This is a genomic window from Polaribacter irgensii 23-P (assembly GCF_000153225.1).
Taxonomy (GTDB): Bacteria; Bacteroidota; Bacteroidia; order Flavobacteriales; family Flavobacteriaceae; genus Polaribacter; species Polaribacter irgensii.
In genome coordinates this window covers 277,080-299,599 of record NZ_CH724148.1, presented here as the reverse complement: position 1 = coordinate 299,599, position 22,520 = coordinate 277,080, and the positions used below count along the sequence as shown (strand labels likewise).

Here is a 22,520-nt window from a genome sequence, read left to right as displayed (position 1 = left end):
ATGGTTAATTGATAATTTTCTCATTTTTATTCAAACAAATCGCAGGTATTTATATCTATTCATAATAAAGCAATCTTTTTGTTGAATATTATTTAAAAAGGGTTCTCCCCATGCTGCGAACAATGAATAAAAAAGACTTTTTTAAGAAATTTTTAACTAGTGTGTTAGATTCATCTATCTTTGTAGCAGTTTATTTAAAGCATAGAATGACAAAGATGATATCGGGTTTTTCCAAATTAACAAAAGAGGAAAAAATAAATTGGTTGGCAGAAAATTATTTTAAGAATAATTCAAACGCCGTCAGAACCATAAAGCAATATTGGCACGAGGATAAAAAATTACAACAATTACACGATGACTTTATAGAAAATACAATTTCTAACTTTTACTTGCCCTTGGGCGTCGCGCCAAACTTTCTAATAAACGGGAAAGAATATGCAATACCAATGGTAACCGAAGAGAGTTCTGTAGTTGCTGCAGCATCGCTGGTTGCTAAGTTTTGGAGTACAAAAGGAGGTTTTAGAACTACAATTTTAGGAACTACCAAGGTAGGACATGTGCATTTTATGTTTGCAGGTGCTTCAGCAGCTTTGGAAGCGTATTTTATAAATAACAAAGCACGATTATTAGCAGCTACAAAATCCATTACGAAAAACATGGAAAAGCGTGGTGGTGGAATTTTAGACATCGATCTAGTCGACAAAACCGACAAACTAGCAAACTACTATCAACTACATATTACTTTTGAAACAATGGACTCTATGGGTGCAAATTTCATTAATTCTTGCTTAGAGGCAATTGCAGCTGAGTTTAGAAATGATGAAATTGAAATTGTAATGAGTATATTATCTAATTATGTTCCAGAATGTTTGGTACGTGCAGAGGTGTCTTGCAATATCCTTGACTTAGGAGTTGAAAATCCGCAAAAATTTGCAGAGAAATTTTACCAGGCAGTTAAAATTGCAGAAATAGAACCATATCGCGCTGTAACACACAATAAGGGTATTATGAATGGTGTGGATGCTGTTGTTTTAGCCACAGGTAACGACTTTAGAGCTGTAGAAGCGGGAGTGCATGCCTATGCAGGAATTTCCGGGAATTATACAAGTTTATCTCACTGCACTATCGATAATGGTGTTTTTAGATTTTGGTTAGATTTGCCGCTGGCTTTGGGAACCGTTGGAGGTATTACAGCATTGCATCCTTTGGCAAAGTTGTCTCTAGAAATGTTACAGCAACCTTCTGCCAAAGAATTAATGCAAATTATTGCAACAGCAGGATTGGCTCAAAATTTTGCAGCTATAAGAGCTTTAACAACCATCGGTATTCAGCACGGTCACATGAAAATGCATTTGCATAATATTTTAAATCAGTTAGGAGCAACAGTGCACGAAAAAGAAAAAATAACACACTTTTTTGAAGGGCAAACAGTTTCCCATGCCGCTGTTGTATTAAAGTTTAAAGAAATTAATAAGAGGTAATTAAGCTGCCAGTCAAACTTATACAGATAAATTAATGAACTATTATTCCAACGGAAAACTTTTACTAACTGGTGAGTACTTAGTCTTAGATGGTGCAAAATCTTTGGCTTTGCCAACACAATTTGGTCAAGATTTACATGTCGAAAACATCAAAGAACCACAATTAATCTGGGGTAGTTTTACACATACCGGTGAATGTTGGTTTGAAGCCGTTTTTGAGCTTCCAAAATTACGTTTGTTAAATTGCACTTTTGATTCAAATACCGAAGGAAATGCAGAAGTGATTGCAGAGACTTTATTATCCATTTTACAAGAAGCGCAGCGTGTGAATTCTGGTTTTTTAAATTCAGAAAATGGTTTTCTTGTGAAAACGAATCTTACATTTCCTCGAAATTGGGGTTTGGGAACGTCTTCTACATTAATAAATTCGATTGCCAGTTGGGCAAAAGTAGATGCGTTTCAATTGTTGTGGAACTCTTTTAAAGGAAGTGGGTATGATATTGCTTGTGCACAAAATAATACCCCATTATTTTATACGATTAAAGACGCAAAACCAGTAGTAGAGCCTGTCGTTTTTAACCCGATTTTCAAAGAGCAGTTGTTTTTTATGCATTTGAATCACAAGCAAGATTCTAAACAAGGAATTGCAAAATTTAGAGAAAGTGGGATTCATTTTCAGAAAGAAATTACAGCGGTTTCCGAGATTGCTGAGACGTTTTTAAAGGTCGATTCAATTGTAGATTTTAACAAGCTAATTGTGCAACACGAGCAAATAATCAGTTCCATTATAAAGCTTCCACCGGTAAAGGAAAAATTATTTTCGGATTACTACGGGGAAGTAAAAAGCTTAGGAGCGTGGGGTGGTGACTTCGTATTGGTCACGGGAAATGAGGACACACCAGCATATTTTAAAGACAAAGGTTTTGAAACAATGTTGAGGTATTCAGAAATGATTTTATAATAGTAGAAAATGAATAAAATAGTAATTATTGGAGGTGGAGCAGCGGGATATTTTACGGCCATAAATGCGAAAGAAAAAAACCCTGATCTAGATATTACGATTCTTGAAAAAGGAAAGGATGTTTTGCAAAAAGTGAGAATTTCTGGTGGTGGAAGATGCAATGTTACCCATGCATGTTTCGAACCAAAAGAATTGGTAAAATTTTATCCGAGAGGAGAAAAGGAAATGCTAGGGCCTTTTCATCAATTTATGACGGGTGATACTTTTGAATGGTTTGATGATCGTGGAGTTCCTTTAAAAATTGAGGGTGACAATCGCGTTTTTCCAGAGGCCAACACAAGTCAGGCAATTATAGACTGTTTCCAAAAAGCAATTGATACTTTAGGAATTAAAGTGTTGACAAATTATGGGGTAAATTCTGTTAATCTCTTGGACGGAAAATGGATGGTTCATACCAAAAAGCAAACTTTTGAAGCGGATAAATTAGTGATTGCGGCAGGGAGTTCTAAAAAAGTATGGGAATTGTGTGAAACACTAGACCACGCAGTTATCGAACCCGTTCCTTCTTTATTTACTTTCAATATTAATGATAAAAGATTGGTAGACCTGCTGGGGATTTCTGTTCCAAATGCAACCGTTAACATTGTAGGAACAAAATTAGAAGCATCTGGACCTTTATTAATTACCCATTGGGGAATGAGCGGACCTGCAGTTTTGAAGCTTTCTGCCTTTGGCGCACGAATTTTAGCGGAAAAAAACTATCAATACAATGTAGAAGTAAATTGGTTGTCAAGGCCAACAGATAAGGTGTTAAATGTCCTGCTGAATTTGAAGAAGAAAGAACCGCGCAAAACGGTTATTTTAAAATCTCCTTTTAAAGAGGTTTCTAGAAGATTGTGGGAGCGTTTTGTGTTGTTTTCAGATATTTTTAAAACCCAAAATTGGGCAGATTTAAATAGTATTCAATTAGATAAATTAGCAAACGAACTTACAAAAGGGAGGTACAATGCAAATGGCAGAACCACTTTTAAAGATGAATTTGTAACTGCTGGTGGCGTTGACTTAAAAGAAATTAATTTCAAACGTTTTGAAAGTAAGAAACACAGTGCGCTCTTTTTTGTAGGGGAAGTTTTAAATATTGATGCCGTTACGGGTGGCTTTAATTTTCAGAATGCTTGGACTGGTGGCTATATTTGTGCAAAGGCGTTGGCCGAAGAGATCTAAGTTTTTTCAGAAGGTACTCAGAAAAAAAGAGAATGAATAATCTTTGCATTTAAACAAGGTATTTATTCGTTTTAAAAACGAGATGTTGTCTTTCGCCGAGAGTCTACAGGATGACAATCATTGACGAAAATTCGTTAGTTTTGTATACTTCTCATATTTTATACGACAGAATTTAATAATCTTATAAAAATAAAACAATGGCACTAACAGAATCTAAAGAATTTACAATTGGAAAAAAAGCGCCTGCTTTTGAATTGGTAAATGCGGTAAACAATACATTACTTTCTCTAGTGAAAGCAAAAGGAAAAAAAGGAACGGTACTGATGTTTATCTGCAATCATTGTCCTTTTGTGATGCATGTCAATGAGGGACTGATACAACTAGCAAATGATTACCAATCAAAAGGCATACATTTTGTGGCGATTAGCACTAATGAAATTGAAAATTATCCGCAAGATGGTCCACAATTTATGAAAGAGGTAGCAGAAAATTTAAACTATCCTTTTCCGTATTTATTTGATGACACACAAGAAGTAGCAAAAGCCTATGATGCCGCCTGCACTCCAGATTTCTATGTTTTTGATGCTGATTTAAAAGCAGTGTACCATGGACAATTAGATGCTTCTAGACCGGGGAACGGTATACCTGTAACAGGGGAAGATATTCGAAATGCGATGGATAATTTGTTAGAAAATAAAGGTGTTTTAGAAAATCAGAATCCTAGTGTTGGTTGCGGTATAAAGTGGAAATAAACGCTTTGTAAAATCCTAGAATGTGTATTTTCTTGAAAATTGAGAAAATATAGCTTCGGGGTATCAGGCCGCAATGATTTATCTTTTTATTAAAAAGGATAAATCATAATTTTGTTGCGTTTTAAATGGAGTTGCAGCGTTTCTGATCGATGTTGTGTTTTATTTTAAGAGCGCAGTTTTTATATTTCGAGAATAGCAAAGCATTTTAGAGAAACACAACATGTTGGTCATGAATGTAATATTTGCTGTATTAATTTAATTGTATTGCGCACGCACCAATATTCTTGTTGTGCTAACGGTACAATCGGGCTGCGTTTAAGTTTCGAAGGACCTATCACTTTGTTCGTAATTTTCTTTTTAAATACACAAACAAACGAAGTTCTTATAGAAAAACTATCTTTGAGCCTTAGAATCTTCAATCTTTTAAAAAAAGAAATATGAATATAGAAAACGCTCAAAAACAAGTAGACGATTGGATTAAAGAGCACGGTGTGCGATATTTTAATGAGCTTACGAATATGGCGCAGTTGACCGAAGAAGTTGGTGAGGTTGCACGTATCATCTCTAGGCGTTACGGAGAGCAAAGTGAAAAAGAATCAGATAAAAATAAAGATCTTGGAGAGGAGTTAGCAGATGTCTTGTTTGTTTTGCTTTGTTTGGCGAATCAAACGGGTATCAATTTGCAAGACGCTTTTGAAAAAAAATTAGAGATTAAGACACAACGCGATCACGACCGCCATCACAACAATCAAAAATTGAAATAAATGACTTTTTTAGAAAAAACAAAACAACCGCTTTTTTGGAACAATGTATCAAAAGTTGCCATTCCGTTCTTTGTAATGGTTACTGCGATTTCATTATTAATGAATAGCTGGGAAGCAATATTTGCAGGAGATTTTGACCTCGTAAACGAAGTGAATTTTGCTGATGGAAAATGGATGAATTTTTGGGCACTGAAGGTGTTTTTAAGCACTTTTTACGGGATTTATGTCACCAATAAAAAAACGAAATAATTAAAAAAGCGACTTAAAAGTCGCTTTTTTGTTTTTGTCTATCGCGCTAATTTCCCCCATTGAAAAGAGTATATTTCCCTTCTCGATAAGAAATTAACAACTACTCCAATCGAATTAAATCAATATCACTTTCTTTTACTTGCTTGTTAAGCTCTTTCACACTGTTTTCGAAGAGTACTTTTAGTTGTGCCAATTCAGCATCAATTTCTTTTGTAATTTCATTTTTAAAATCGATTGCTTGTTGCGTAGGAGCGTAGTGTCCAATTCTGGTTAAAGAATTTAAATGCGCCAGCTTATTATTCAATCGAATTGGAAAATTCAGCGGATCTTGACCACTTTTAGACTTTGTTTGGTACAAGGTTTCTTCGATTGTAGTTAGATCTTTCACTAAGCTATCTGCATACGCTAGCAGCACTTTGTACTTTTCCTTATCTTTGATAGATTTCTTTAAGGCTTTCACTTGATTGCTAACTTTTTTCACGTTTTTTAATGCCTTATGAATTTCAGTCATTTTTGAGTTGATATCGTTGATGAAGTCAAACTGCATTTTCATGTCACTTTCAGTTGTTTCGGAAGTTGGATTGCGTAAAATGTTGAAATTTTTAGATGTCTTTTTACCATTCACTGACAAATCAACTTTATAAGCTCCAGGTAAAGCCATTGGTCCATTTAATGAAGCCCACCAGAGAATCATTCCTTCTACAGATTCTGCACCTGGATACATCATATCCCAGTTGAAAACATTATTTCCATTCTCAATTTTCAATAGTTCCTCTTTTTTTTCCTTATCAAAGTTCGTTGCATATTTCTTGATCAGTTTGTTATTCGTGTCATAGAAAGAAAGAGCGATGGTATCCTTATCATTTTTCTTTTTGATGAAGTAGTTTACTGAAACCCCACCGGCGTGGTTGGTGCCGGCAGTTCTAGAAGTTTTACCATTGCCACCGGGCATATTGTAGGCATCTTTTGGTTTGTATAAAATAACATCTTGTTCTATTAGAGCTGAATTTAATTGATGTAAAGGAGTTAAATCGTCAATAATCCAAAGCGCCCTACCTTGTGTTGCTGCAATTAAATTATCATTTTTAATGGACAAATCTGTAATGGGTACAATGGGTAAGTTTTGTTGAAAAGAATCCCAGTTTTCACCATCGTCAAAAGAGATATACATTCCTTTTTCTGTTCCTGCATATAACAATCCTTTTCTTTTGGGATCTGCTCTTAAAGCTCTTGTAAAACTTTCTTCTCCTATTCCTTGGGTAATCTTTTCCCAAGATTTTCCGTAATTTTCTGTTTTGTAGAGATACGGTTTGTAATCTCCAGATTTGTATTTTGTTCCTACAACATACGCACTTCCTTTTGTAAAAGGATTGGCTTCAATGCAATTTATCATCATCCATTCTGGCATTTTCTTCGGCGTTACATTGTCCCAAGAGGCACCATTATTTTTAGAAATATGTATCATTCCATCATCAGAACCTGTCCAGATTAAACCTGGTTCTAGTGCAGATTCTGTCGCTGCGAATATAGTTCCGTAATATTCTACACCTGTGTTGTCTTTGGTAATTGGTCCGCCAGAGCTACCTAAGGTTTTAGGGTCGTTTCTTGTTAGATCTGGGCTGATTAATTTCCAAGATTGTCCTTCATTCTCTGTCATATGTAAGTGATTAGAGGCTGCATACAGTCTTTTCTTATTATTTGGTGAAAAGAAAATTGGAAAGTTCCATTGAAATCGATATTTAAAATCTTCTGCTCCATGCCCCATTGGGTCGTCTGGCCAAACATTTACAGCTCTTGTCTCTCCTGTTTTATGATTTTTTCTCGTTAACAGCCCACCATAACTTCCACCATATACAATGTCGTCATTTAATGGATCTACGGCAATATGTGCACTTTCGCCACCAGCTGTTTCTTCCCAATTGGATGCTGTGATATATTGACCTGAAGTTCTGTGAGAGATTCGGATGGTAGAGTTGTCTTGTTGTGCTGCTAAAATCCGGTATGGAAAATGATTGTCTGTAGTAACTCGATAAAATTGAGAAGTAGGCTGGTTGTTCATAGTGCTCCAGTTTTCACCGGCGTCAAAAGAAACTTGTGCACCACCATCATCGCCAATAATCATTCTTTGATTGTCTTCTGGTGCAATCCATAAATCGTGATGATCACCGTGAGGAGCATTATAAGTCTGGAATGATTTTCCACCATCGGTAGATTTATGATACCTTACATTTAGCACATATAAAATATTTTGATCTTGCGTGTCTGCGTATAAACGCGTGTAATACCAAGCTCTTTGTCTTAATTTTCTTTCAGAATTAATTAGTTTAAAAGTCTTACCAGCATCTATAGATTTATAGATACCTCCCTTTTCATTTTCTATCAATGCCCAAACAATATCAGGGTTTACCGGTGAAACGGTTACCCCACTAATTCCCCAAATTCCTGCTGGCAAGCCTTTGTTTTCCGAGATATTTGTCCAAGTTTCCCCTTCGTCGGTACTTTTCCAAAGTGCAGAACCGTCGCCACCAGAAGACAAACTATAAGGAGTTCTTCGCACATTCCAAGTGGTAGCATATAAGTTTCTAGGATTGGTTGGATCGATTATTAAGTCTACAACTCCTGCATTCTCATTTGAAAACAATACTTTTTTCCAATGTGCTCCGCCGTCAATGGATTTATAAACACCTCTTTCTTGAGTTGGTTTGTATAAGTCCCCTAGCACTCCTGCAAAGACAATATCTGGGTTTTTTGGGTGAATTCTCATTCTTGGAATGTGTCGAGAATTTTTTAATCCCATTTGTTTCCATGTTCTACCTGCATTTTCAGATTTCCAAATACCGTTCCCAGAAGACACATTGCCACGAACGGTTTTTTCGCCCATACCTACATAAATAACATTAGGGTCCGATTCAGAAACGGCAACGGATCCAACAGATCCACCAAAAAAGCCATCAGAAATATTTTGCCAACTGTTACCCGCATCTGTGGTTTTCCAAACACCACCGCCAGTAGCACCCATGTAAAAAAGATTTGCTTTATTGGAGACACCCGTAACAGCGGCACTTCGCCCCCCTCTAAATGGACCAATATTTCTCCATTGTGCCGTATTAAAATATTCGCTAGAAACTTTGGTAGCATTTTTTTGTGCAGTAACTTTGACCTGTGTAACAAGAAGCATGCAAATAGTTAAGAAAAAGTATTTTTTCATAGTATTTCGGTATCAATTTGAGCGTTAAAAGTAAGAATTAAAATCAGTTTTTAGAATGGACATATTGTTAAATGTTTTAGAGCAGCAGAAAATAAATGAAGAAATCACCATTTCTGGGTCTAAAAGTGAATCCAATCGATTACTAATTTTACAAAACTTATTTTCAGAGATTACAATTGATAATTTATCAGATTCAGACGATGCAGTGCACATGCAGCACGCACTTTCTTCAAATACTGAAACTATAGATATTGGACATGCAGGAACGGCAATGCGGTTTTTGACTTCTTATTTTGCTGTGAAAAGTGGGAGAGAAGTTGTGTTAACGGGGTCTGAAAGAATGCAAAACAGGCCTATTGAAATTTTAGTAAATGCTTTGAAAGATTTAGGAGCAGAGATCTCTTATGAGGAGAAAGTAGGCTACCCACCGATTAGAATCAAGGGAAAAAAAGTGACCAAAGAGACAGTGCAAATAAATGGAAATGTAAGCAGTCAATACATTTCTTCGTTGTTATTAATTGCTGCGAAATTAGAAAAGGGTTTAGAAATTGAATTGCTAGGTGAAATCACATCCATTCCTTACATTCAAATGACGCTGAGTTTATTGAATCAATTAGGTATTGAGGCTAGTTTTGTTGGGAACAAAATTAAAGTATTGTCAAAAAAAATAATAAAAAAACAAACGGTTATCGTCGAATCAGATTGGTCGTCTGCAAGTTATTTTTACTCCATAGTTGCCTCTTCAGAAATTGGTACATCCATTCAGTTGTCCGCATACAAAAAAGAAAGTCTACAAGGCGATTCTTGTTTGGCAGAAATCTATACGCATTTTGGAGTAACCACTGTTTTTGGTCAAAATTTTATTATTTTAAAAAAGGAGCAAAAGTCTCGTTTAGAAACTTTAGAAATTGATCTTAAAAACGCTCCAGACATTGCACAGACAATTGCCGTAACTTGTTTTGCTGAGGGAATTTCTTGCAATTTATCAGGGTTACATACTTTAAAAATTAAAGAAACAGATCGATTAGAAGCATTGAAAGATGAATTAACAAAACTTGGAGCTGTGATTGAAGTGACAAATAAAAGCTTGCATTTAGGTCGTTCTTTTGACATGCATGCAAATATTGCTATTAAAACCTATAATGATCATCGGATGGCCATGGCTTTTGCACCGCTAGCTTTAAAAGTTCCAATTAAGATTTTAAATGCAGAGGTAGTGACAAAATCCTATCAGAAATTTTGGGAAGACATGCAACAAGTTGGCATACAAATAGAAGTAGTGTAAATTAAAAGGCGAAACACTTGACAACGCCTATTCCGATATCGTATCTTTGCATCTTTTATAAGATATAAATATATGAAATTATCGCATTTTGAATTTGAATTACCAGAAGAATTGTTGGCAATTTACCCAGCTGAGCACAGAGATGAGTCTCGTTTAATGGTGTTGAACAAAGCAGCAGGAACGATAGAACACAAGCAGTTCAAAGATGTAATTAATTATTTTGACGAGGGAGATGTCCTGATGTTAAACGATACGAAGGTTTTTCCTGCAAGAATGTTTGGGAATAAAGAAAAGACGGGTGCTAGAATCGAAGTATTTTTATTAAGAGAACTAAATGCAGAAAATAGATTGTGGGATGTTTTAGTAGATCCTGCAAGAAAAATACGGATTGGAAACAAGTTGTTTTTTGGAGAAGATGATAGTTTAGTAGCTGAGGTAATTGACAATACGACCTCTAGAGGTAGAACTTTGCGCTTTTTATTCGATGGTTCTTATGAAGCATTTAGAGCAAAGTTATTAGAACTTGGGCAAACGCCACTTCCAAAAGCAATTGCGAGAGAGGTTGAGCCTTCAGATACAGAAAGATATCAAACTATTTATGCTAAGAATGAAGGAGCTGTAGCCGCGCCAAGTGCAGGTTTACACTTTTCGAAACACTTGCTAAAACGTTTGGAGATCAAAGGTGTGGATTTTGCTAAAATGACATTGCATGTTGGTTTGGGAACTTTTAGTGCGGTAGAAGTAGAAGATTTATCAAAACATAAAATGGATTCTGAGCAGATTGTCATTCCTGAGAAAACAGCTGTAATGATTAACAAAGCAAAAAAAGAAAAAAGAAGAATTTGTGCGGTAGGTACCACAGTAATGAGAACTGTAGAGTCCTCAGTTTCTTCGAAACAAGAATTAAACGCATTTGAAGGATGGACTAATAAGTTCCTTTTTCCTCCGCATGAATTCAGTATTGCCAATGCTATGATTACAAATTTCCACTTACCAAAGTCTACTTTACTCATGCAGGCAGCCGCTTTTGGTGGTTATGACTTTATTATGGAAGCTTATAAAGTAGCCATAAAAGAAGGGTATAAATTCTCCACATATGGAGACGCGATGTTAATTATATAAGCATTAAAAAACGAATAGCTTAAAACTGGCACTTGACTCAAGTGTCAGTTTTTTTATGCATATTTTTGCAGTGAAGTTCAATTCGAATCATTTTATATTTAAAGTATTTTATTTTGAGTAAAAAGAAAGACATCAGAGCATTGACAAAAGAAGAACTGCGGTTTTTCTTTGTTGAAAACAACGACCAAGCCTTTCGCGGGAACCAGGTTTATGAATGGCTTTGGAGTAAGTCTTTGCATACATTTGACGCGATGACCAATATTTCTAAGGAAACGAGAGAGATGTTAGCTGCTAATTTTGTGATCAATCATATTAAAGTAGATTCCATGCAGAAAAGTAAGGATGGGACTATTAAAAATGGAATTAAATTACACGACGGTTTGATTGTCGAGTCTGTATTAATTCCAACAGAAAAGAGAACAACAGCCTGTGTTTCTAGTCAGGTGGGTTGTAGTCTAGATTGTAAATTCTGTGCAACTTCTCGATTGAAAAGAATGCGGAATCTAAATCCAGATGAAATTTATGACCAGGTAGTGGTAATAGACAAACAGAGTCAGCTGTATTTTGGTCATAAATTGTCAAATATTGTTTTTATGGGCATGGGAGAACCCCTAATGAACTATAAAAACATGATGAAATCCATACAAATGATTACCTCTCCTGAGGGATTGGGAATGTCTTCAAAAAGAATTACAGTTTCCACTTCTGGTGTGCCAAAAATGATTAAAAAGATGGCAGATGAAGAAGTGAAATTTAATCTAGCCGTTTCATTGCATTCGGCAATAGATGAGGTTAGAACTTCTATAATGCCGTTTAATGCGACCTTTCCACTGAAAGATTTAAAGGAGTCTTTGGAATATTGGTATGAAAAAACAGGTAGAGCGATTACCTATGAATATATTGTTTGGGACGGAATTAATGACCGCAAAGAAGATATTAAGGCTTTGGTAGCCTTTTGTAAGGCAATCCCTTGTAAGGTGAATTTAATCGAATACAATCCAATTGACGATGGCGAGTTTCAGCAGGCGAGTTCTGCTGCAATAAATAACTATATCTCTAACCTTGAAATGCACGATATTACTGTAAACGTTCGAAGAAGTAGAGGGAAAGACATTGATGCTGCTTGTGGGCAGTTGGCGAATAAAAGTTAATGGAAGTTTCGTTTCCAATGTAAAAGATTATAGTAAAAAACCAAGTCAAAAATTAAATGTTTTACTTTGTTTTTTTTGTTTGGAAAAACACAAAATGCTCAGATATAATTGGTCTTTTTATGATTGGAATACATTGTGTATTGTTTTTGTTTTAATGCGTATTGTATAAAGATCATGCACAGTTTTGGAATCTGTATCGTATTATTCTGAGTTGATTTTAAAATATAAACTGTTTATTTAGTTGGCTTTTAGTAACTATTTGAGGAACAATTTTATGGAAGCAGATTTTGCTATCCTTTCTTAGTTTAATTCTTATTCAAAAAAAAGATAGTATTTTATTTTTTGTATTGTGGTCTTCTTTTTAGCGTTTGCCGAGGCCCTTTTTTTAAGATAAAAATAACCAAAACGCCTTTTACAAATTAGAAAATACCCATATCTTTGCTACTCTATGAAACCAGTAGAACTAATAAAACTTCCCATTCAAAATGAGATGGAACTCTTTGAAGAGAAATTCAAGGATTCCATGCTTTCTAAGGTCCCCCTTTTAAATAGAATTACCTATTATATTGTTCGTAGGAAAGGAAAACAAATGCGTCCCATGTTTGTTTTTTTGGTTGCAAAAATGGTTTCCAACGGTGGTTTTGATGAACGGACTTACAGAGGAGCTGCCGTAGTAGAACTCATTCATACGGCAACTTTAGTGCACGACGATATTGTGGATGACAGCAATATGCGGAGAAGTTTTTTTTCAGTAAATGCACTTTGGAAGAATAAAATTGCAGTCTTAGTCGGTGATTTTTTATTGTCAAAAGGTTTGTTATTATCCATTGATAATAATGATTTTGATTTATTGAAATTAATTTCCATTGCTGTTCGCGAAATGAGTGAAGGTGAATTACTACAAATAGAAAAAGCAAGAAAACTAGATATTACGGAGGCCATTTATTTCGATATAATTAGAAAGAAAACGGCGACACTCATTGCTGCTTGCTGCGGAATTGGAGCTGCTTCTGTAGGTGCAAATCAAGATTGCATTCGTAAAATGAGAAAATTTGGTGAGTATATAGGGATTGCTTTTCAGATAAAAGATGACTTGTTTGATTATTCTGATGCTAAAATAGGAAAGCCAACAGGTATCGATATTAAAGAGCAAAAAATGACGCTGCCATTAATTTACACTTTAAATACCTGTTCAAAAAAAGAGAAAGCTTGGTTGATCAATTCTATAAAGAAGCACAACAAAGATAAAAAACGGGTGAAAGAGGTAATTGCTTTTGTCAAAGATCATGGCGGTATTGCGTATACCATGACAAAAATGAATGAACATAAGCAAAAAGCCTTGGCATTATTGCAAGATTTTCCAGATTCAGAGTATAAGAAATCTTTGGAAACAATGATCGATTATGTGGTGGAACGTAAGATTTAGCACTATTTATAAACTATAAATCGTTTGTTTACAAGGTCAAGAGCTCTTCTATAAATGCCCTTGAGTTAGAAAGTCTCGGTACTTTGTGTTGTCCACCTAGTTTGTTTTTTTTCTTTAACCAACTATAAAATAATCCATCTCTTGCTTGGTGTATTTTTGGTGGCATTAGGGTGATATTTAAATTCCGTTTTGCTTCATAATCTGAATTGATGTCTTTTAATGCTGTGTCTAAAAAGGTAGCGAAAGCACCTAAAACACTGGGTTTTTTACTAAACTCAATTATCCATTCGTGTCCACCTTTTTCTTTTCCTTCCATGAAGATTGGTCCTACGGTGTAATCTAAAATTGAAGCCTGTGTTTTGTTGCAAGCCACTTTTAAAGCGTCTTCGACATTTTCAATATTCAGTTCTTCACCAAAAACATTTATATAGTGTTTTGTACGTCCTGTAATTTTAATTCGGTAAGGCTTTAATGCCGTAAAACGGATGGTATCTCCAATTAAATAGCGCCAGAGTCCGGCATTTGTTGAGATTATTAAGGCATAATCCACATCGATTTTTACTTTTGATAGCGTAATTGTTTGCGAGTTTTCGCCCTTGTATTCTGTCATTGGAATAAACTCATAGAAAATTCCATAATCTAACATGAGCAATAGCTCTTTAGAGTTATTGATATCTTGCAAAGCAAAAAAGCCTTCAGAAGCATTGTAGATTTCGTAATATTTGAAATCTGCTTTCGGAATCATTTTTTTATACTGTTCTCTATAGGGATTAAAATTCACACCTCCATGAAAATAGACTTCGAGGTTTGGCCACACTTCTAAAATATTTTTTTTCCCAGTGCGCTCTAGCACTCGATTTAAAAGAACAAGCATCCAGCTTGGCACTCCTGCCAAGCTTGTGATGTTTTCATGAACAGTTTCATCAATAATGGCATCCATTTTAATTTCCCAGTTGCTCATTAAGGCTACTTCTTGTGAAGGGGCAGAGCTATAATCTGCCCAAAAAGGCATGTTTTCAATGATGATAGCAGACAAATCGCCAACATAAGAGCCATTGTCTTCATAGACTTCTGAGCTACCTCCTAAGCGCAAGCCCTTTCCGGTAAACAAGTGGGTTTCTGGATTGTTGTGGATGTAGTGACAAAGCATGTCTTTACCAGCTTTCATATGGCAATACTCTAAGGCATCCTCCGAGACTGGAATAAATTTACTTTTTGCGTTGGTGGTGCCACTAGATTTTGCAAACCATTTAATGGTAGATGGCCAAAATAAATTTTGTTCTCCCTTTCTACAGCGCTCAATTAAGGGTTCGAAAGTTTCATATTTTTGAATGGGAACGTTGGCTGCAAAATCTATGTGACTTTTGATTGCAGCAAAATTATTTTCTTTTCCAAATTCCGTGTTTTTAGCAGTCTGCACAAGCTGCAATAATAATTCTTTTTGAACTTCGATTGGGTATTTTAAAAATAGCTCAATTTGATGTTTTCGTTTTTTTAAAAACCAAGAAATTATAGAGTTGATAATCTGAAAAGCCATGAAAATTCGTAAATTTGTTTTGTTCGATATGGAAACGAAGATAGCTTTAAAATCGAAAACTATAAACAGTAAAACCTATTATATGAAGTACCAGGGAGTTTTAAAAAAAATGATGACTGAAAATGCTACTGAAATTCAGTATTATTTAGATATGCGTGCTGATTTTTTAAATATGAATCAGTTGCTAAATAAAGAAATTTCTTTGAGTTTTGTAAGCTATGAGTGTTTAAATTGTTATTCAGATAAGGAAATTTACAGGCAGGGTTATTGTAAATCTTGTTTTTTTGATGCGCCAAACGCTGGAGATTGGATCATGCGTCCTGAGTTAAGTACGGCACATCTAGATAAGGAAGACCGGGATTTAGCATATGAGAAGTCTGTGCAATTGCAGCCACATATCGTGTATTTGGCCAATTCTGGAAATGTAAAGGTTGGGGTTACAAGGGAAACACAAGTGCCTACGCGTTGGATAGATCAAGGTGCTCACGAAGCCATAGAAATTGTAGCTGTTCCAAATCGGTATTTAGCAGGTATTACAGAGGTGGCCTTAAAGAAGCATGTTGGCGATAAAACCAACTGGCGAAAAATGCTGAAAAATGAAATTGAAGAAGTAAGTTTAGTAGAATGGCGCGAGCGGCTAAAAGAGTATATTCCTGAGGAAGCAGCCTCGTATTTTATCGAAAATAGTACAGTAACCAATTTGAATTTTCCAGTGATAAAATATCCAGAGAAACCAAAAAGTTTAAATATTATAAAGACACCCTCTTATAAAGGTGTTTTGGTTGGCATTAAAGGGCAGTATTTGATTTTTGAAGATCAAACAGTTTTCAATGTGAGAAGTAATGAGGGGCTCGTTGTGTCTCTTGAGCTGTAAATTATAGCAAAAAAAAAGAAGAGCGCGGTAGTTTAAAAAGTCTTAGAATATAAGATATTTGTCTTGTCCGGCATCGTTCTTTTATGGTTGCATTTAAAAGTGGAATTAAAGAAAAAGGGATTCAAAAGTTTGAAAAAATTAATGCGAACTGATGAGCGTGTTATTTTTAGAGCAATTTTCCCTGCATTCTGCTATGTTTGACATTCTAAATAAGTTGTGTTTACAGGCGATATCGGGTAATATTCGACGACCGTTATTTTTGAAAATGTTTAATATTTTATGCTTTTACGTAAGTAATTAAGTTCATTTGGAATACTAATTAAAAAGAGAATGAAAGAAAAAAACACACAAAAAGGACGCTTTATTGGATTGGGATTGGTATTCGGAACTGTAGTTGGGGTGCTAACAGATAATATAGGGTTGTGGTTATCGTTAGGAATTGTTTTTGGAGCAGCATTGGAAATGAAGAATAAAGATTTAAAAAACAAAAAGTAACTACAGTTTCAATTATGAATGCAGTGCCCCATTTTAAACACTGCCAATAATTAATTTATTTTACTTTTTGTTTTGAGCATTACTAGGTTTCAAACTAAAAGATTTGCTTTTAGTTTAAATACAAGCATTCAATAGCGCTAGCGCTATTTTAAATGTATTATATGCGATAAATAGTCCTTAGTTTTGAAGTTTTATAGAGCGCGAATTGAATCAACAGATTCTTTGAAAATTTAACATGAAGGCATAAGTATATGTATTCTATGTAGGCTATAAAATGGATGCATACAAATATGAAGGAGGCATTACTTATCTTAAGTTAATGGCAATACGTTTAAAAATATGCAAAGAAACACTAGAGATCGTGTTTTTTATGAATTTAGGAAGGGGTGTTTGCTTGCAGTAATTTTTCTAATACTTCTTCAACACCAAATTCTGTATTGCTTTTAGTAGTATATTTTGAAATTTTCTTTAGTGATTTATGTGCGTTTTCCATAGCAAAACTAAAGTCTGCTTCTTCAAACATTTCAAGATCATTGAGATAATCTCCAAAGACCATTGTTTCTTCTTTAGAAATATCTAAAAGTTGTTGTATTTCTTTTAATGCACTTCCTTTGTGCACACCATGGGTAGAAATATCTAGCCAGTTTGGTCCAGAGACCTTTAGGAGATATTCATTTTCTAAGTGTTTAATGTTTGGATATATAAAAGTTTCTGAGGAGGAAAAATGATACACAGCTATCTTTAGAACAGGATTTGTTTTTACTACCTCCGAGAGATCATTTACGATGCGATAGCTGCTGTAGTACTCCTGAAATAAATGTATAAAGTGGGGGTCTGTACTCTCTATAAAAGCTGTTTCTAAAGTGCATAAAACAATATTTGTGTCTTTTATATTTCTTAAAACAGGTAGGATCTCATTTACTTTTGACGGTGCAATATTTTTTAATAATAAAACTTCATCTCCCTTTTTAGCAACGCCACCATTTTCTGCAATAACGTGTATAGCTTCCTTAATGGGTGCGAGCTTTTCTACAATGCTATTGTATTGTCTTCCGCTAGCAGCACAAAAAATTATTTGTTGTTTTTGTAGCTTTTCAAAAAGCTCAAAAAAATATTGACTTACTCGGCCTTGTGTATTTAACAGTGTGCCGTCCATATCAAAAACGACTAGTTTTACTTTTTTTAGATTCATGTATTAAGACTTCTTAGTCGAGTTTCGTTCTACTAAATCTGTTTTGATAATCACTGTTTTTGGAGCTTCTTTTTCTTCAGATTTATTTTCTAATCGGTCAATCAGTAATTTTGCAGCCGTAGCGCCCATTTTTTCCCCGTGTTGGCTTACAGTGGTCATTTTAGGTTGTGAGTGTCTTGCAAGAATACCATTAGAAAAACAGACAACTGCAAAATTTTCAGGTACTTTATGACCTTTTTTCTGTGCTACTTTCATGGCTGCAATTGCAGAAGATTCATCGGTAGCAATCACAGCATCGATAGTATTCGTTTCAAATATTGGGGTTAAAATATTTTCGTATTCTTTGTAGTCGTCTTCCAAAATATTTATGATGAGATTGTTATTCACCGTTAATCCTGCTTTCTCTAGACCTTTTAAATATCCTTGATGTCTTTTTTTACCGACTTCTAGATTACTAATCGTAGAGACGAAAGCAATGTTTTTACTGCCAGATTTGGTCAAGTATTTCACAGCTTTTGAGGCCCCTTTAAAGTCGTCAGTAATTACTTTGTCGCATTCTATAGTTTCTGCAATCCTATCAAACATTACAATAGGAGTTCCACTTTCTAATATTTCTTCAAAGTGTTTGAAGTCGCTATTTAATACAGTTTCTTCTGCTAGAGAAAGAATAAAACCATCAATACTTCCATTGGAAAGCATTTCCATAGTTTCTACTTCTTTTTTGTAGGATTCATTTGAAATACAAGAAATTATTTTATATCCTTTTTCATTTGCCACTTTTTCAATACCGTTAAATACTTGGGCAAAAAAGTAATTTAGCATGTTTGGAATGATAATTCCAATTGTTTTTGTTTGCCTGTTTTTTAAACTTAATGCATTGAAATTTGGTTTGTAATTATGTGCTTTTGCGTATTTTTTTATTTTTTCTTTGGTGCTTACGCTGATTTCATAGCTGTCGTTTAGAGCCTTTGAAACCGTCGATATGGAAACACTAAATTCTTTTGCAATGTCTTTTATGGTAAGTCTTTTCATAATGTGTAGAAAATAAGTTGTCAAAATACGAAATTTCTTGTTCTTTTAGTAGAAGAAATTTATAATTTTAATTTTTTTTGTGCTTTGTATTTGCTGTATGTTTCGTAAACAAAAAAAGAATACAAAAACAAATACTCCACCCCTAAGAACCACAAATTTTCTTTCCATGTGGTCTGCGAATATGTCTGGTATGTTAAAAAAAGCAGTAAAGACCAGAAAACAGGAAATTTGTAAGTGCTAAATACACCCAGAATCAATGGTGTAGCAATGTACCAAGGATGCACTGTAGCGGCAGTAAAATAGTAAAAGCTAATTCCAAATAAAAGGGAGGTATAAAGCTCTAGCCCTTTGATGGAGTTGACAAAGATACTGCGATACAGTAAATATACAATCGTTAGTAAGGCTGTTATTTTACTAATAATAGCAATTTCATTATATCCTCGAAAAGTATACCCTATTTCTCTTAATACATAGTATAAGCTTCCGTTAAACTCAAATTTACCAAACCATAAACCGATAGATTTAGTATAATTCCCAATGAGTTCGTGGGTGTAAAAAGGCAGAAATAGGAGTAGTAAAGTTCCAAATATTAGGGCATAAAAGCAAACTAACTTTTTTAATTTTTGAGCTTTTGATTGTTCCGAATGATTTTCGTTTTTCATGAACCACTGAAAGAATATGGGTAAAAATAACAATGGAATTAATTTAACAGCGATAGAACAAGCAATTAATAGCGCTGCCCAAACCCATTTTCGTTTTTGTAATTTATAAAAGGCCCAAACTAGAAAAAAGAGCATAACGGGCTCAAAGTGCAAGTTTCCTGTCATTTCTATGATTATAAATGGGTTTAAAAAATACCAAAAGATGTTTTTAACAGGTAAATTTAAGTGGACTAAAATCTTTTTTCCAAAATAGAGAATTCCGATGTCGGCTAAAATAATTATGATCCTTAGCACAACGGTTGCGCCTAAAATACTTTTACTAGCAAGAAGAGCAGCAATAAAAAAGCACAGTTGATTAAGTGGAGGATAGTTCGTGTAATGGCTACCATTCAGAACACCCATTCCGTCGTACAAAGCTTGTGCCTGCGCGACTGGTTCTAGGTTTTGTTGTATCCACGCCTCTGGAAGATATAAATAGGGATTAAAGCCATTTAAGAGCATGCGTCCATCCCAGATAAAACGGTAAAAGTCTTGTGACAAGTTCGGGATAGCGAATAAAAAGATAAGTCGAAATAAGATGGCAGCTACTGCCAACATGCAAAAAGTGTTATTTTTTTGTCGTAGCAGTATATAGAATATTGCAAACAAAGCAAACCATAAAACACAGAGTGTAGTAAAATCTGATCTTTCTAAAGAGTACGCAAAGACACCATACAGAATAATACTAATTGTAGTAATAAAAAGTGCTTTATATTTTTCTAAAAATAGCATTACGCTTTCGAGAATACAGATTTAAAGAAGACATAACTAAATCCAATTGTGAGCATAAAGTGAAAAGGGAAAAGACCAAAATCTCCACCTTGGTTACCTACAATGAAGGCACTGTACATTCCAAAGATAAAATAGAGGACCAACAGACCTTCTAAAATAACGTGAACTGAGGGTTTATTAGTGATGTATTTATTTTTTTTCCAGCCATCCTTTGCCGTTTTTATATTGAATTTTGGTGTTCTTACAAACTCACTTTTTTTACCAAAATGACCTTCTAATACTGCAATCGTATTGTGCAGAGAGAACCCCATGGCAATAGAGAAAAACGTAAAAAAGGCAGCAATGTATTTAAAGAAATTTTTGAGACCACCGCCATAGCTATTTTTATACATGTACCAATAGCATACAAAGAAAATAATAGAACTAACGATGAAGAAGCTCATCACATAAAAATATACTTTTAAGTGCGCATATTCATTTTTTATATACAACATTGGAATACTCAAAATTGCTACTAAAAAGATACACGTAAACATAGAACTATTCAAAAGGTGCAATATGCTGTGTATTTTTGTTTTTACAGATACATTTTCACTTTGAAGCACTCTTTTCATCATTTTTTGGAAATTCTCTGCACCTCCTTTATTCCATCTAAATTGCTGTGATCTTGCCGCACTAATGATCACTGGTAATTCTGCTGGTGTTTCTACATGTTCTAGATATTTGAATTTCCAGTTTCTTAACTGTGCTCTATAACTTAAATCTAAATCTTCAGTAAGGGTGTCTCCTTCCCAGTTTCCTGCGTCATAAATACATTCTTTGCGCCAAAGGCCAGCTGTTCCATTAAAATTGATAAAATGTCCCTGACTGTTTCTGCCCACTTGCTCTAATGTAAAATGCGCATCCAAAGCAAAAGCTTGAATCTTTGTTAGTGTAGAATAGGATCTATTAATATGACCCCACCTGGTTTGTACAACGCCAATCTCTGCATTTTTAAAGTACGGTACTGTTTGAAGTAACCATTCTTTTTGTGGTAAAAAATCGGCATCAAAAATAGCAATGAAATTGCCTTTTGCGGTTTTCAAACCTTCCTTTAAAGCACCTGCTTTAAAACCCTGTCTGTTGTCTCTTCTTATATGCTGAATGTCAATTCCTTTTTCTTGGATTTGTTTGATGTATTTTGCAGTTATCTCGACAGACTCATCTGTAGAGTCATCTAAAACTTGAATTTCTAGTTTGTCTGTTGGGTACGAAATCCTTGCGATGTTTTTTAGCAAACGCTTCATCACATACAATTCGTTATATACTGGTAATTGAATGGTGACAAAGGGAATTTCTTCAATATTCGAGAAGTCGTACTTTTCTGACGTGTCAGGCATTTTTCTGGCTTTTAAATAATTAAAAAGCAGATTTAATTGCGCTAATGCATACATGAAAATAAGTAGAAGAGCGATCGAATAAATGAGTATAATGCTATATTCTAAAATCATTATTTAAAACTGTATTTAAAGATCCAACCTAAAATTTTTATCCCCGCTAATATACTACCTTTTATCGTTCCTGATACTTTAGAGACGCCTATTCTATTTCGATACCTCATTGGTACTTCTGTGTAAGTTCGTTTTTGTTTTAAAATTTTTAATTGCATTTCAACAGTCCAACCATAGGTGGTGTCTTCCATTTCCAAATCGACTAGAGTCTGGTATTTAATTGCTCTAAAAGGCCCTAAGTCTGTGAATTTAGATTGAAAAAAAAGGGTCATTAAAAATGTAGCTAGCCAATTTCCAAAAAGTTGTTGCGGTGCCATGGCTCCAGCTTCTCTAAACTCCTTTACCCTACTACCAACAACAAAGTCAAAATTGTCCGCCAATATTGGAGCAATAAGTGCTGTCAATTGTTCTGGGTGATCAGAGTAATCACCATCTAAAAAAACAACTATTTCTGGTTTTTTGTCTTGCTTTTTGAGGTAGTCTATTCCTTTTAAACAAGCATAACCATATCCTTTTTTAGATTCTTTTAAGACCGTAGCACCTGCATTTTGTGCATTTAATTCTGTGTCATCCGTAGAACTATTACTAACGACAATAATTTCATCTACTATTTTGGGAACGGCATGTATCACATTTGCAATGGCGTTTTGCTCATTGTATGCAGGGATAATTACTTTTATACTAGGATTTACCATTTTAGAAAAAACTTTAATCAAGTTTATTTATCGCTATTTAAAGGGGATATAGCGCTCTTTTTTTAGTGCTGCATTCATTTTTTTGTGTTACAACACCAAAATATGGATAGGTTATTTTTTACTACATTTTTGTTTTTTATGATGGGGCG

General features: G+C 34.6%; 19 protein-coding genes. 12 read left to right on the top strand and 7 right to left on the bottom strand.

All coding sequences use genetic code 11. The features are described 5' to 3' along the window. Nucleotides 1–206: 206 nt before the first annotated feature. The 6 genes from PI23P_RS01275 (at nt 207) to PI23P_RS01250 (ending at nt 5,431) form a co-directional block, all read left to right on the top strand. Nucleotides 207–1,481, top strand: coding sequence for a hydroxymethylglutaryl-CoA reductase, degradative (locus PI23P_RS01275; protein ID WP_026288474.1), 1,275 nt, complete (start codon nt 207–209; stop codon nt 1,479–1,481). Between the two features lie 34 nt (nt 1,482–1,515). Continuing rightward, nucleotides 1,516–2,442, top strand: a complete 927-nt coding sequence (locus tag PI23P_RS01270; protein WP_004568889.1) for a GYDIA family GHMP kinase — start codon at nt 1,516–1,518, stop codon at nt 2,440–2,442. A 9-nt stretch (nt 2,443–2,451) separates the two neighbouring features. Then, nucleotides 2,452–3,666 (top strand): BaiN/RdsA family NAD(P)/FAD-dependent oxidoreductase, encoded by a 1,215-nt coding sequence (locus PI23P_RS01265; RefSeq protein ID WP_004568888.1) that lies wholly within the window; start codon nt 2,452–2,454, stop codon nt 3,664–3,666. Between the two features lie 197 nt (nt 3,667–3,863). Continuing rightward, nucleotides 3,864–4,418 (top strand): thioredoxin family protein, encoded by a 555-nt coding sequence (locus tag PI23P_RS01260; RefSeq protein ID WP_004568887.1) that lies wholly within the window; start codon nt 3,864–3,866, stop codon nt 4,416–4,418. Between the two features lie 437 nt (nt 4,419–4,855). Beyond that, a complete protein-coding gene (locus PI23P_RS01255; protein ID WP_004568886.1) occupies nt 4,856–5,182 on the top strand; it encodes a nucleotide pyrophosphohydrolase in 327 nt (108 codons plus the stop codon). Further along, a complete protein-coding gene (locus PI23P_RS01250) occupies nt 5,183–5,431 on the top strand; it encodes a hypothetical protein (RefSeq protein WP_004568885.1) in 249 nt (82 codons plus the stop codon). A 100-nt stretch (nt 5,432–5,531) separates the two neighbouring features. Here PI23P_RS01250 and PI23P_RS01245 read toward each other — a convergent pair whose 3' ends face one another. Continuing rightward, nucleotides 5,532–8,639 (bottom strand): WD40/YVTN/BNR-like repeat-containing protein, encoded by a 3,108-nt coding sequence (locus PI23P_RS01245; RefSeq protein WP_004568884.1) that lies wholly within the window; start codon nt 8,637–8,639, stop codon nt 5,532–5,534. Between the two features lie 55 nt (nt 8,640–8,694). Between PI23P_RS01245 and PI23P_RS01240 the strand changes: the two genes are divergently transcribed. From PI23P_RS01240 to PI23P_RS01225, 4 genes are all read left to right on the top strand, one after another. Beyond that, a complete protein-coding gene (locus tag PI23P_RS01240; protein ID WP_004568883.1) occupies nt 8,695–9,924 on the top strand; it encodes a 3-phosphoshikimate 1-carboxyvinyltransferase in 1,230 nt (409 codons plus the stop codon). A gap of 72 nt (nt 9,925–9,996) precedes the next feature. Next, nucleotides 9,997–11,046, top strand: coding sequence for a tRNA preQ1(34) S-adenosylmethionine ribosyltransferase-isomerase QueA (gene queA / locus PI23P_RS01235; protein ID WP_004568882.1), 1,050 nt, complete (start codon nt 9,997–9,999; stop codon nt 11,044–11,046). A gap of 113 nt (nt 11,047–11,159) precedes the next feature. Further along, nucleotides 11,160–12,197, top strand: coding sequence for a dual-specificity RNA methyltransferase RlmN (gene rlmN, locus PI23P_RS01230; protein ID WP_004568881.1), 1,038 nt, complete (start codon nt 11,160–11,162; stop codon nt 12,195–12,197). Nucleotides 12,198–12,645: 448 nt separating this feature from the next. Beyond that, nucleotides 12,646–13,623, top strand: a complete 978-nt coding sequence (locus PI23P_RS01225; protein ID WP_004568880.1) for a polyprenyl synthetase family protein — start codon at nt 12,646–12,648, stop codon at nt 13,621–13,623. 28 nt (nt 13,624–13,651) lie between these two features. On the opposite strand, the gene PI23P_RS01220 is transcribed toward PI23P_RS01225, so the two are convergent. Continuing rightward, a complete protein-coding gene (locus tag PI23P_RS01220) occupies nt 13,652–15,160 on the bottom strand; it encodes a GH3 auxin-responsive promoter family protein (RefSeq protein WP_004568879.1) in 1,509 nt (502 codons plus the stop codon). Between the two features lie 82 nt (nt 15,161–15,242). Here PI23P_RS01220 and PI23P_RS01215 point away from each other — a divergent pair, with 82 nt between their 5' ends. Further along, complete coding sequence (locus tag PI23P_RS01215) at nt 15,243–16,034, top strand: DUF2797 domain-containing protein (RefSeq protein WP_026288475.1); 792 nt, start codon at nt 15,243–15,245, stop codon at nt 16,032–16,034. A 330-nt stretch (nt 16,035–16,364) separates the two neighbouring features. Continuing rightward, entirely contained in the window at nt 16,365–16,529 is a 165-nt protein-coding gene (locus PI23P_RS12635; RefSeq protein WP_004568876.1) for a glycine zipper domain-containing protein, read from the top strand. Between the two features lie 376 nt (nt 16,530–16,905). On the opposite strand, the gene PI23P_RS01210 is transcribed toward PI23P_RS12635, so the two are convergent. From PI23P_RS01210 to PI23P_RS01190, 5 genes are read right to left on the bottom strand one after another with little or no spacing between them, the layout of a single operon-like run. Next, the gene (locus PI23P_RS01210) at nt 16,906–17,721 is read right to left on the bottom strand and encodes a Cof-type HAD-IIB family hydrolase (RefSeq protein ID WP_004568875.1); all 816 of its coding nucleotides are present in this window, start codon (nt 17,719–17,721) and stop codon (nt 16,906–16,908) included. A gap of 3 nt (nt 17,722–17,724) precedes the next feature. Continuing rightward, nucleotides 17,725–18,753: a LacI family DNA-binding transcriptional regulator gene (locus tag PI23P_RS01205; protein WP_004568874.1), complete on the bottom strand. Its 1,029-nt coding sequence runs from the start codon at nt 18,751–18,753 to the stop codon at nt 17,725–17,727. Nucleotides 18,754–18,812: 59 nt separating this feature from the next. Beyond that, nucleotides 18,813–20,186, bottom strand: coding sequence for an MptA/MptB family glycosyltransferase (locus tag PI23P_RS01200; RefSeq protein WP_004568873.1), 1,374 nt, complete (start codon nt 20,184–20,186; stop codon nt 18,813–18,815). Continuing rightward, on the bottom strand, nt 20,186–21,676 hold the full coding sequence (locus PI23P_RS01195) for a cellulose synthase family protein (RefSeq protein ID WP_004568872.1): 1,491 nt from the start codon (nt 21,674–21,676) through the stop codon (nt 20,186–20,188). Before PI23P_RS01195 ends, PI23P_RS01200 begins: the two co-directional genes overlap by 1 nt. Further along, complete coding sequence (locus PI23P_RS01190; RefSeq protein WP_004568871.1) at nt 21,676–22,371, bottom strand: glycosyltransferase family 2 protein; 696 nt, start codon at nt 22,369–22,371, stop codon at nt 21,676–21,678. The genes PI23P_RS01195 and PI23P_RS01190 overlap by 1 nt, the downstream gene beginning before the upstream one ends. Nucleotides 22,372–22,520 lie beyond the last annotated feature (149 nt).

Bases quoted from the DNA above. Each gene is read 5' to 3' on its own strand.
- PI23P_RS01260 (WP_004568887.1), top strand. From the start codon at position 3,864: ATGGCACTAACAGAATCTAAAGAATTTACAATTGGAAAAAAAGCGCCT.
- PI23P_RS12635 (WP_004568876.1), top strand. From the start codon at position 16,365: ATGAAAGAAAAAAACACACAAAAAGGACGCTTTATTGGATTGGGATTG.
- PI23P_RS01190 (WP_004568871.1), bottom strand. From the start codon at position 22,371: ATGGTAAATCCTAGTATAAAAGTAATTATCCCTGCATACAATGAGCAA.
- PI23P_RS01265 (WP_004568888.1), top strand. From the start codon at position 2,452: ATGAATAAAATAGTAATTATTGGAGGTGGAGCAGCGGGATATTTTACG.
- PI23P_RS01215 (WP_026288475.1), top strand. From the start codon at position 15,243: ATGAAGTACCAGGGAGTTTTAAAAAAAATGATGACTGAAAATGCTACT.
- PI23P_RS01225 (WP_004568880.1), top strand. From the start codon at position 12,646: ATGAAACCAGTAGAACTAATAAAACTTCCCATTCAAAATGAGATGGAA.
- PI23P_RS01210 (WP_004568875.1), bottom strand. From the start codon at position 17,721: ATGAATCTAAAAAAAGTAAAACTAGTCGTTTTTGATATGGACGGCACA.
- PI23P_RS01245 (WP_004568884.1), bottom strand. From the start codon at position 8,639: ATGAAAAAATACTTTTTCTTAACTATTTGCATGCTTCTTGTTACACAG.
- PI23P_RS01240 (WP_004568883.1), top strand. From the start codon at position 8,695: ATGGACATATTGTTAAATGTTTTAGAGCAGCAGAAAATAAATGAAGAA.
- PI23P_RS01255 (WP_004568886.1), top strand. From the start codon at position 4,856: ATGAATATAGAAAACGCTCAAAAACAAGTAGACGATTGGATTAAAGAG.
- PI23P_RS01195 (WP_004568872.1), bottom strand. From the start codon at position 21,676: ATGATTTTAGAATATAGCATTATACTCATTTATTCGATCGCTCTTCTA.
- PI23P_RS01205 (WP_004568874.1), bottom strand. From the start codon at position 18,753: ATGAAAAGACTTACCATAAAAGACATTGCAAAAGAATTTAGTGTTTCC.
- PI23P_RS01220 (WP_004568879.1), bottom strand. From the start codon at position 15,160: ATGGCTTTTCAGATTATCAACTCTATAATTTCTTGGTTTTTAAAAAAA.
- PI23P_RS01200 (WP_004568873.1), bottom strand. From the start codon at position 20,186: ATGCTATTTTTAGAAAAATATAAAGCACTTTTTATTACTACAATTAGT.
- PI23P_RS01250 (WP_004568885.1), top strand. From the start codon at position 5,183: ATGACTTTTTTAGAAAAAACAAAACAACCGCTTTTTTGGAACAATGTA.
- PI23P_RS01270 (WP_004568889.1), top strand. From the start codon at position 1,516: ATGAACTATTATTCCAACGGAAAACTTTTACTAACTGGTGAGTACTTA.
- PI23P_RS01275 (WP_026288474.1), top strand. From the start codon at position 207: ATGACAAAGATGATATCGGGTTTTTCCAAATTAACAAAAGAGGAAAAA.
- queA (WP_004568882.1), top strand. From the start codon at position 9,997: ATGAAATTATCGCATTTTGAATTTGAATTACCAGAAGAATTGTTGGCA.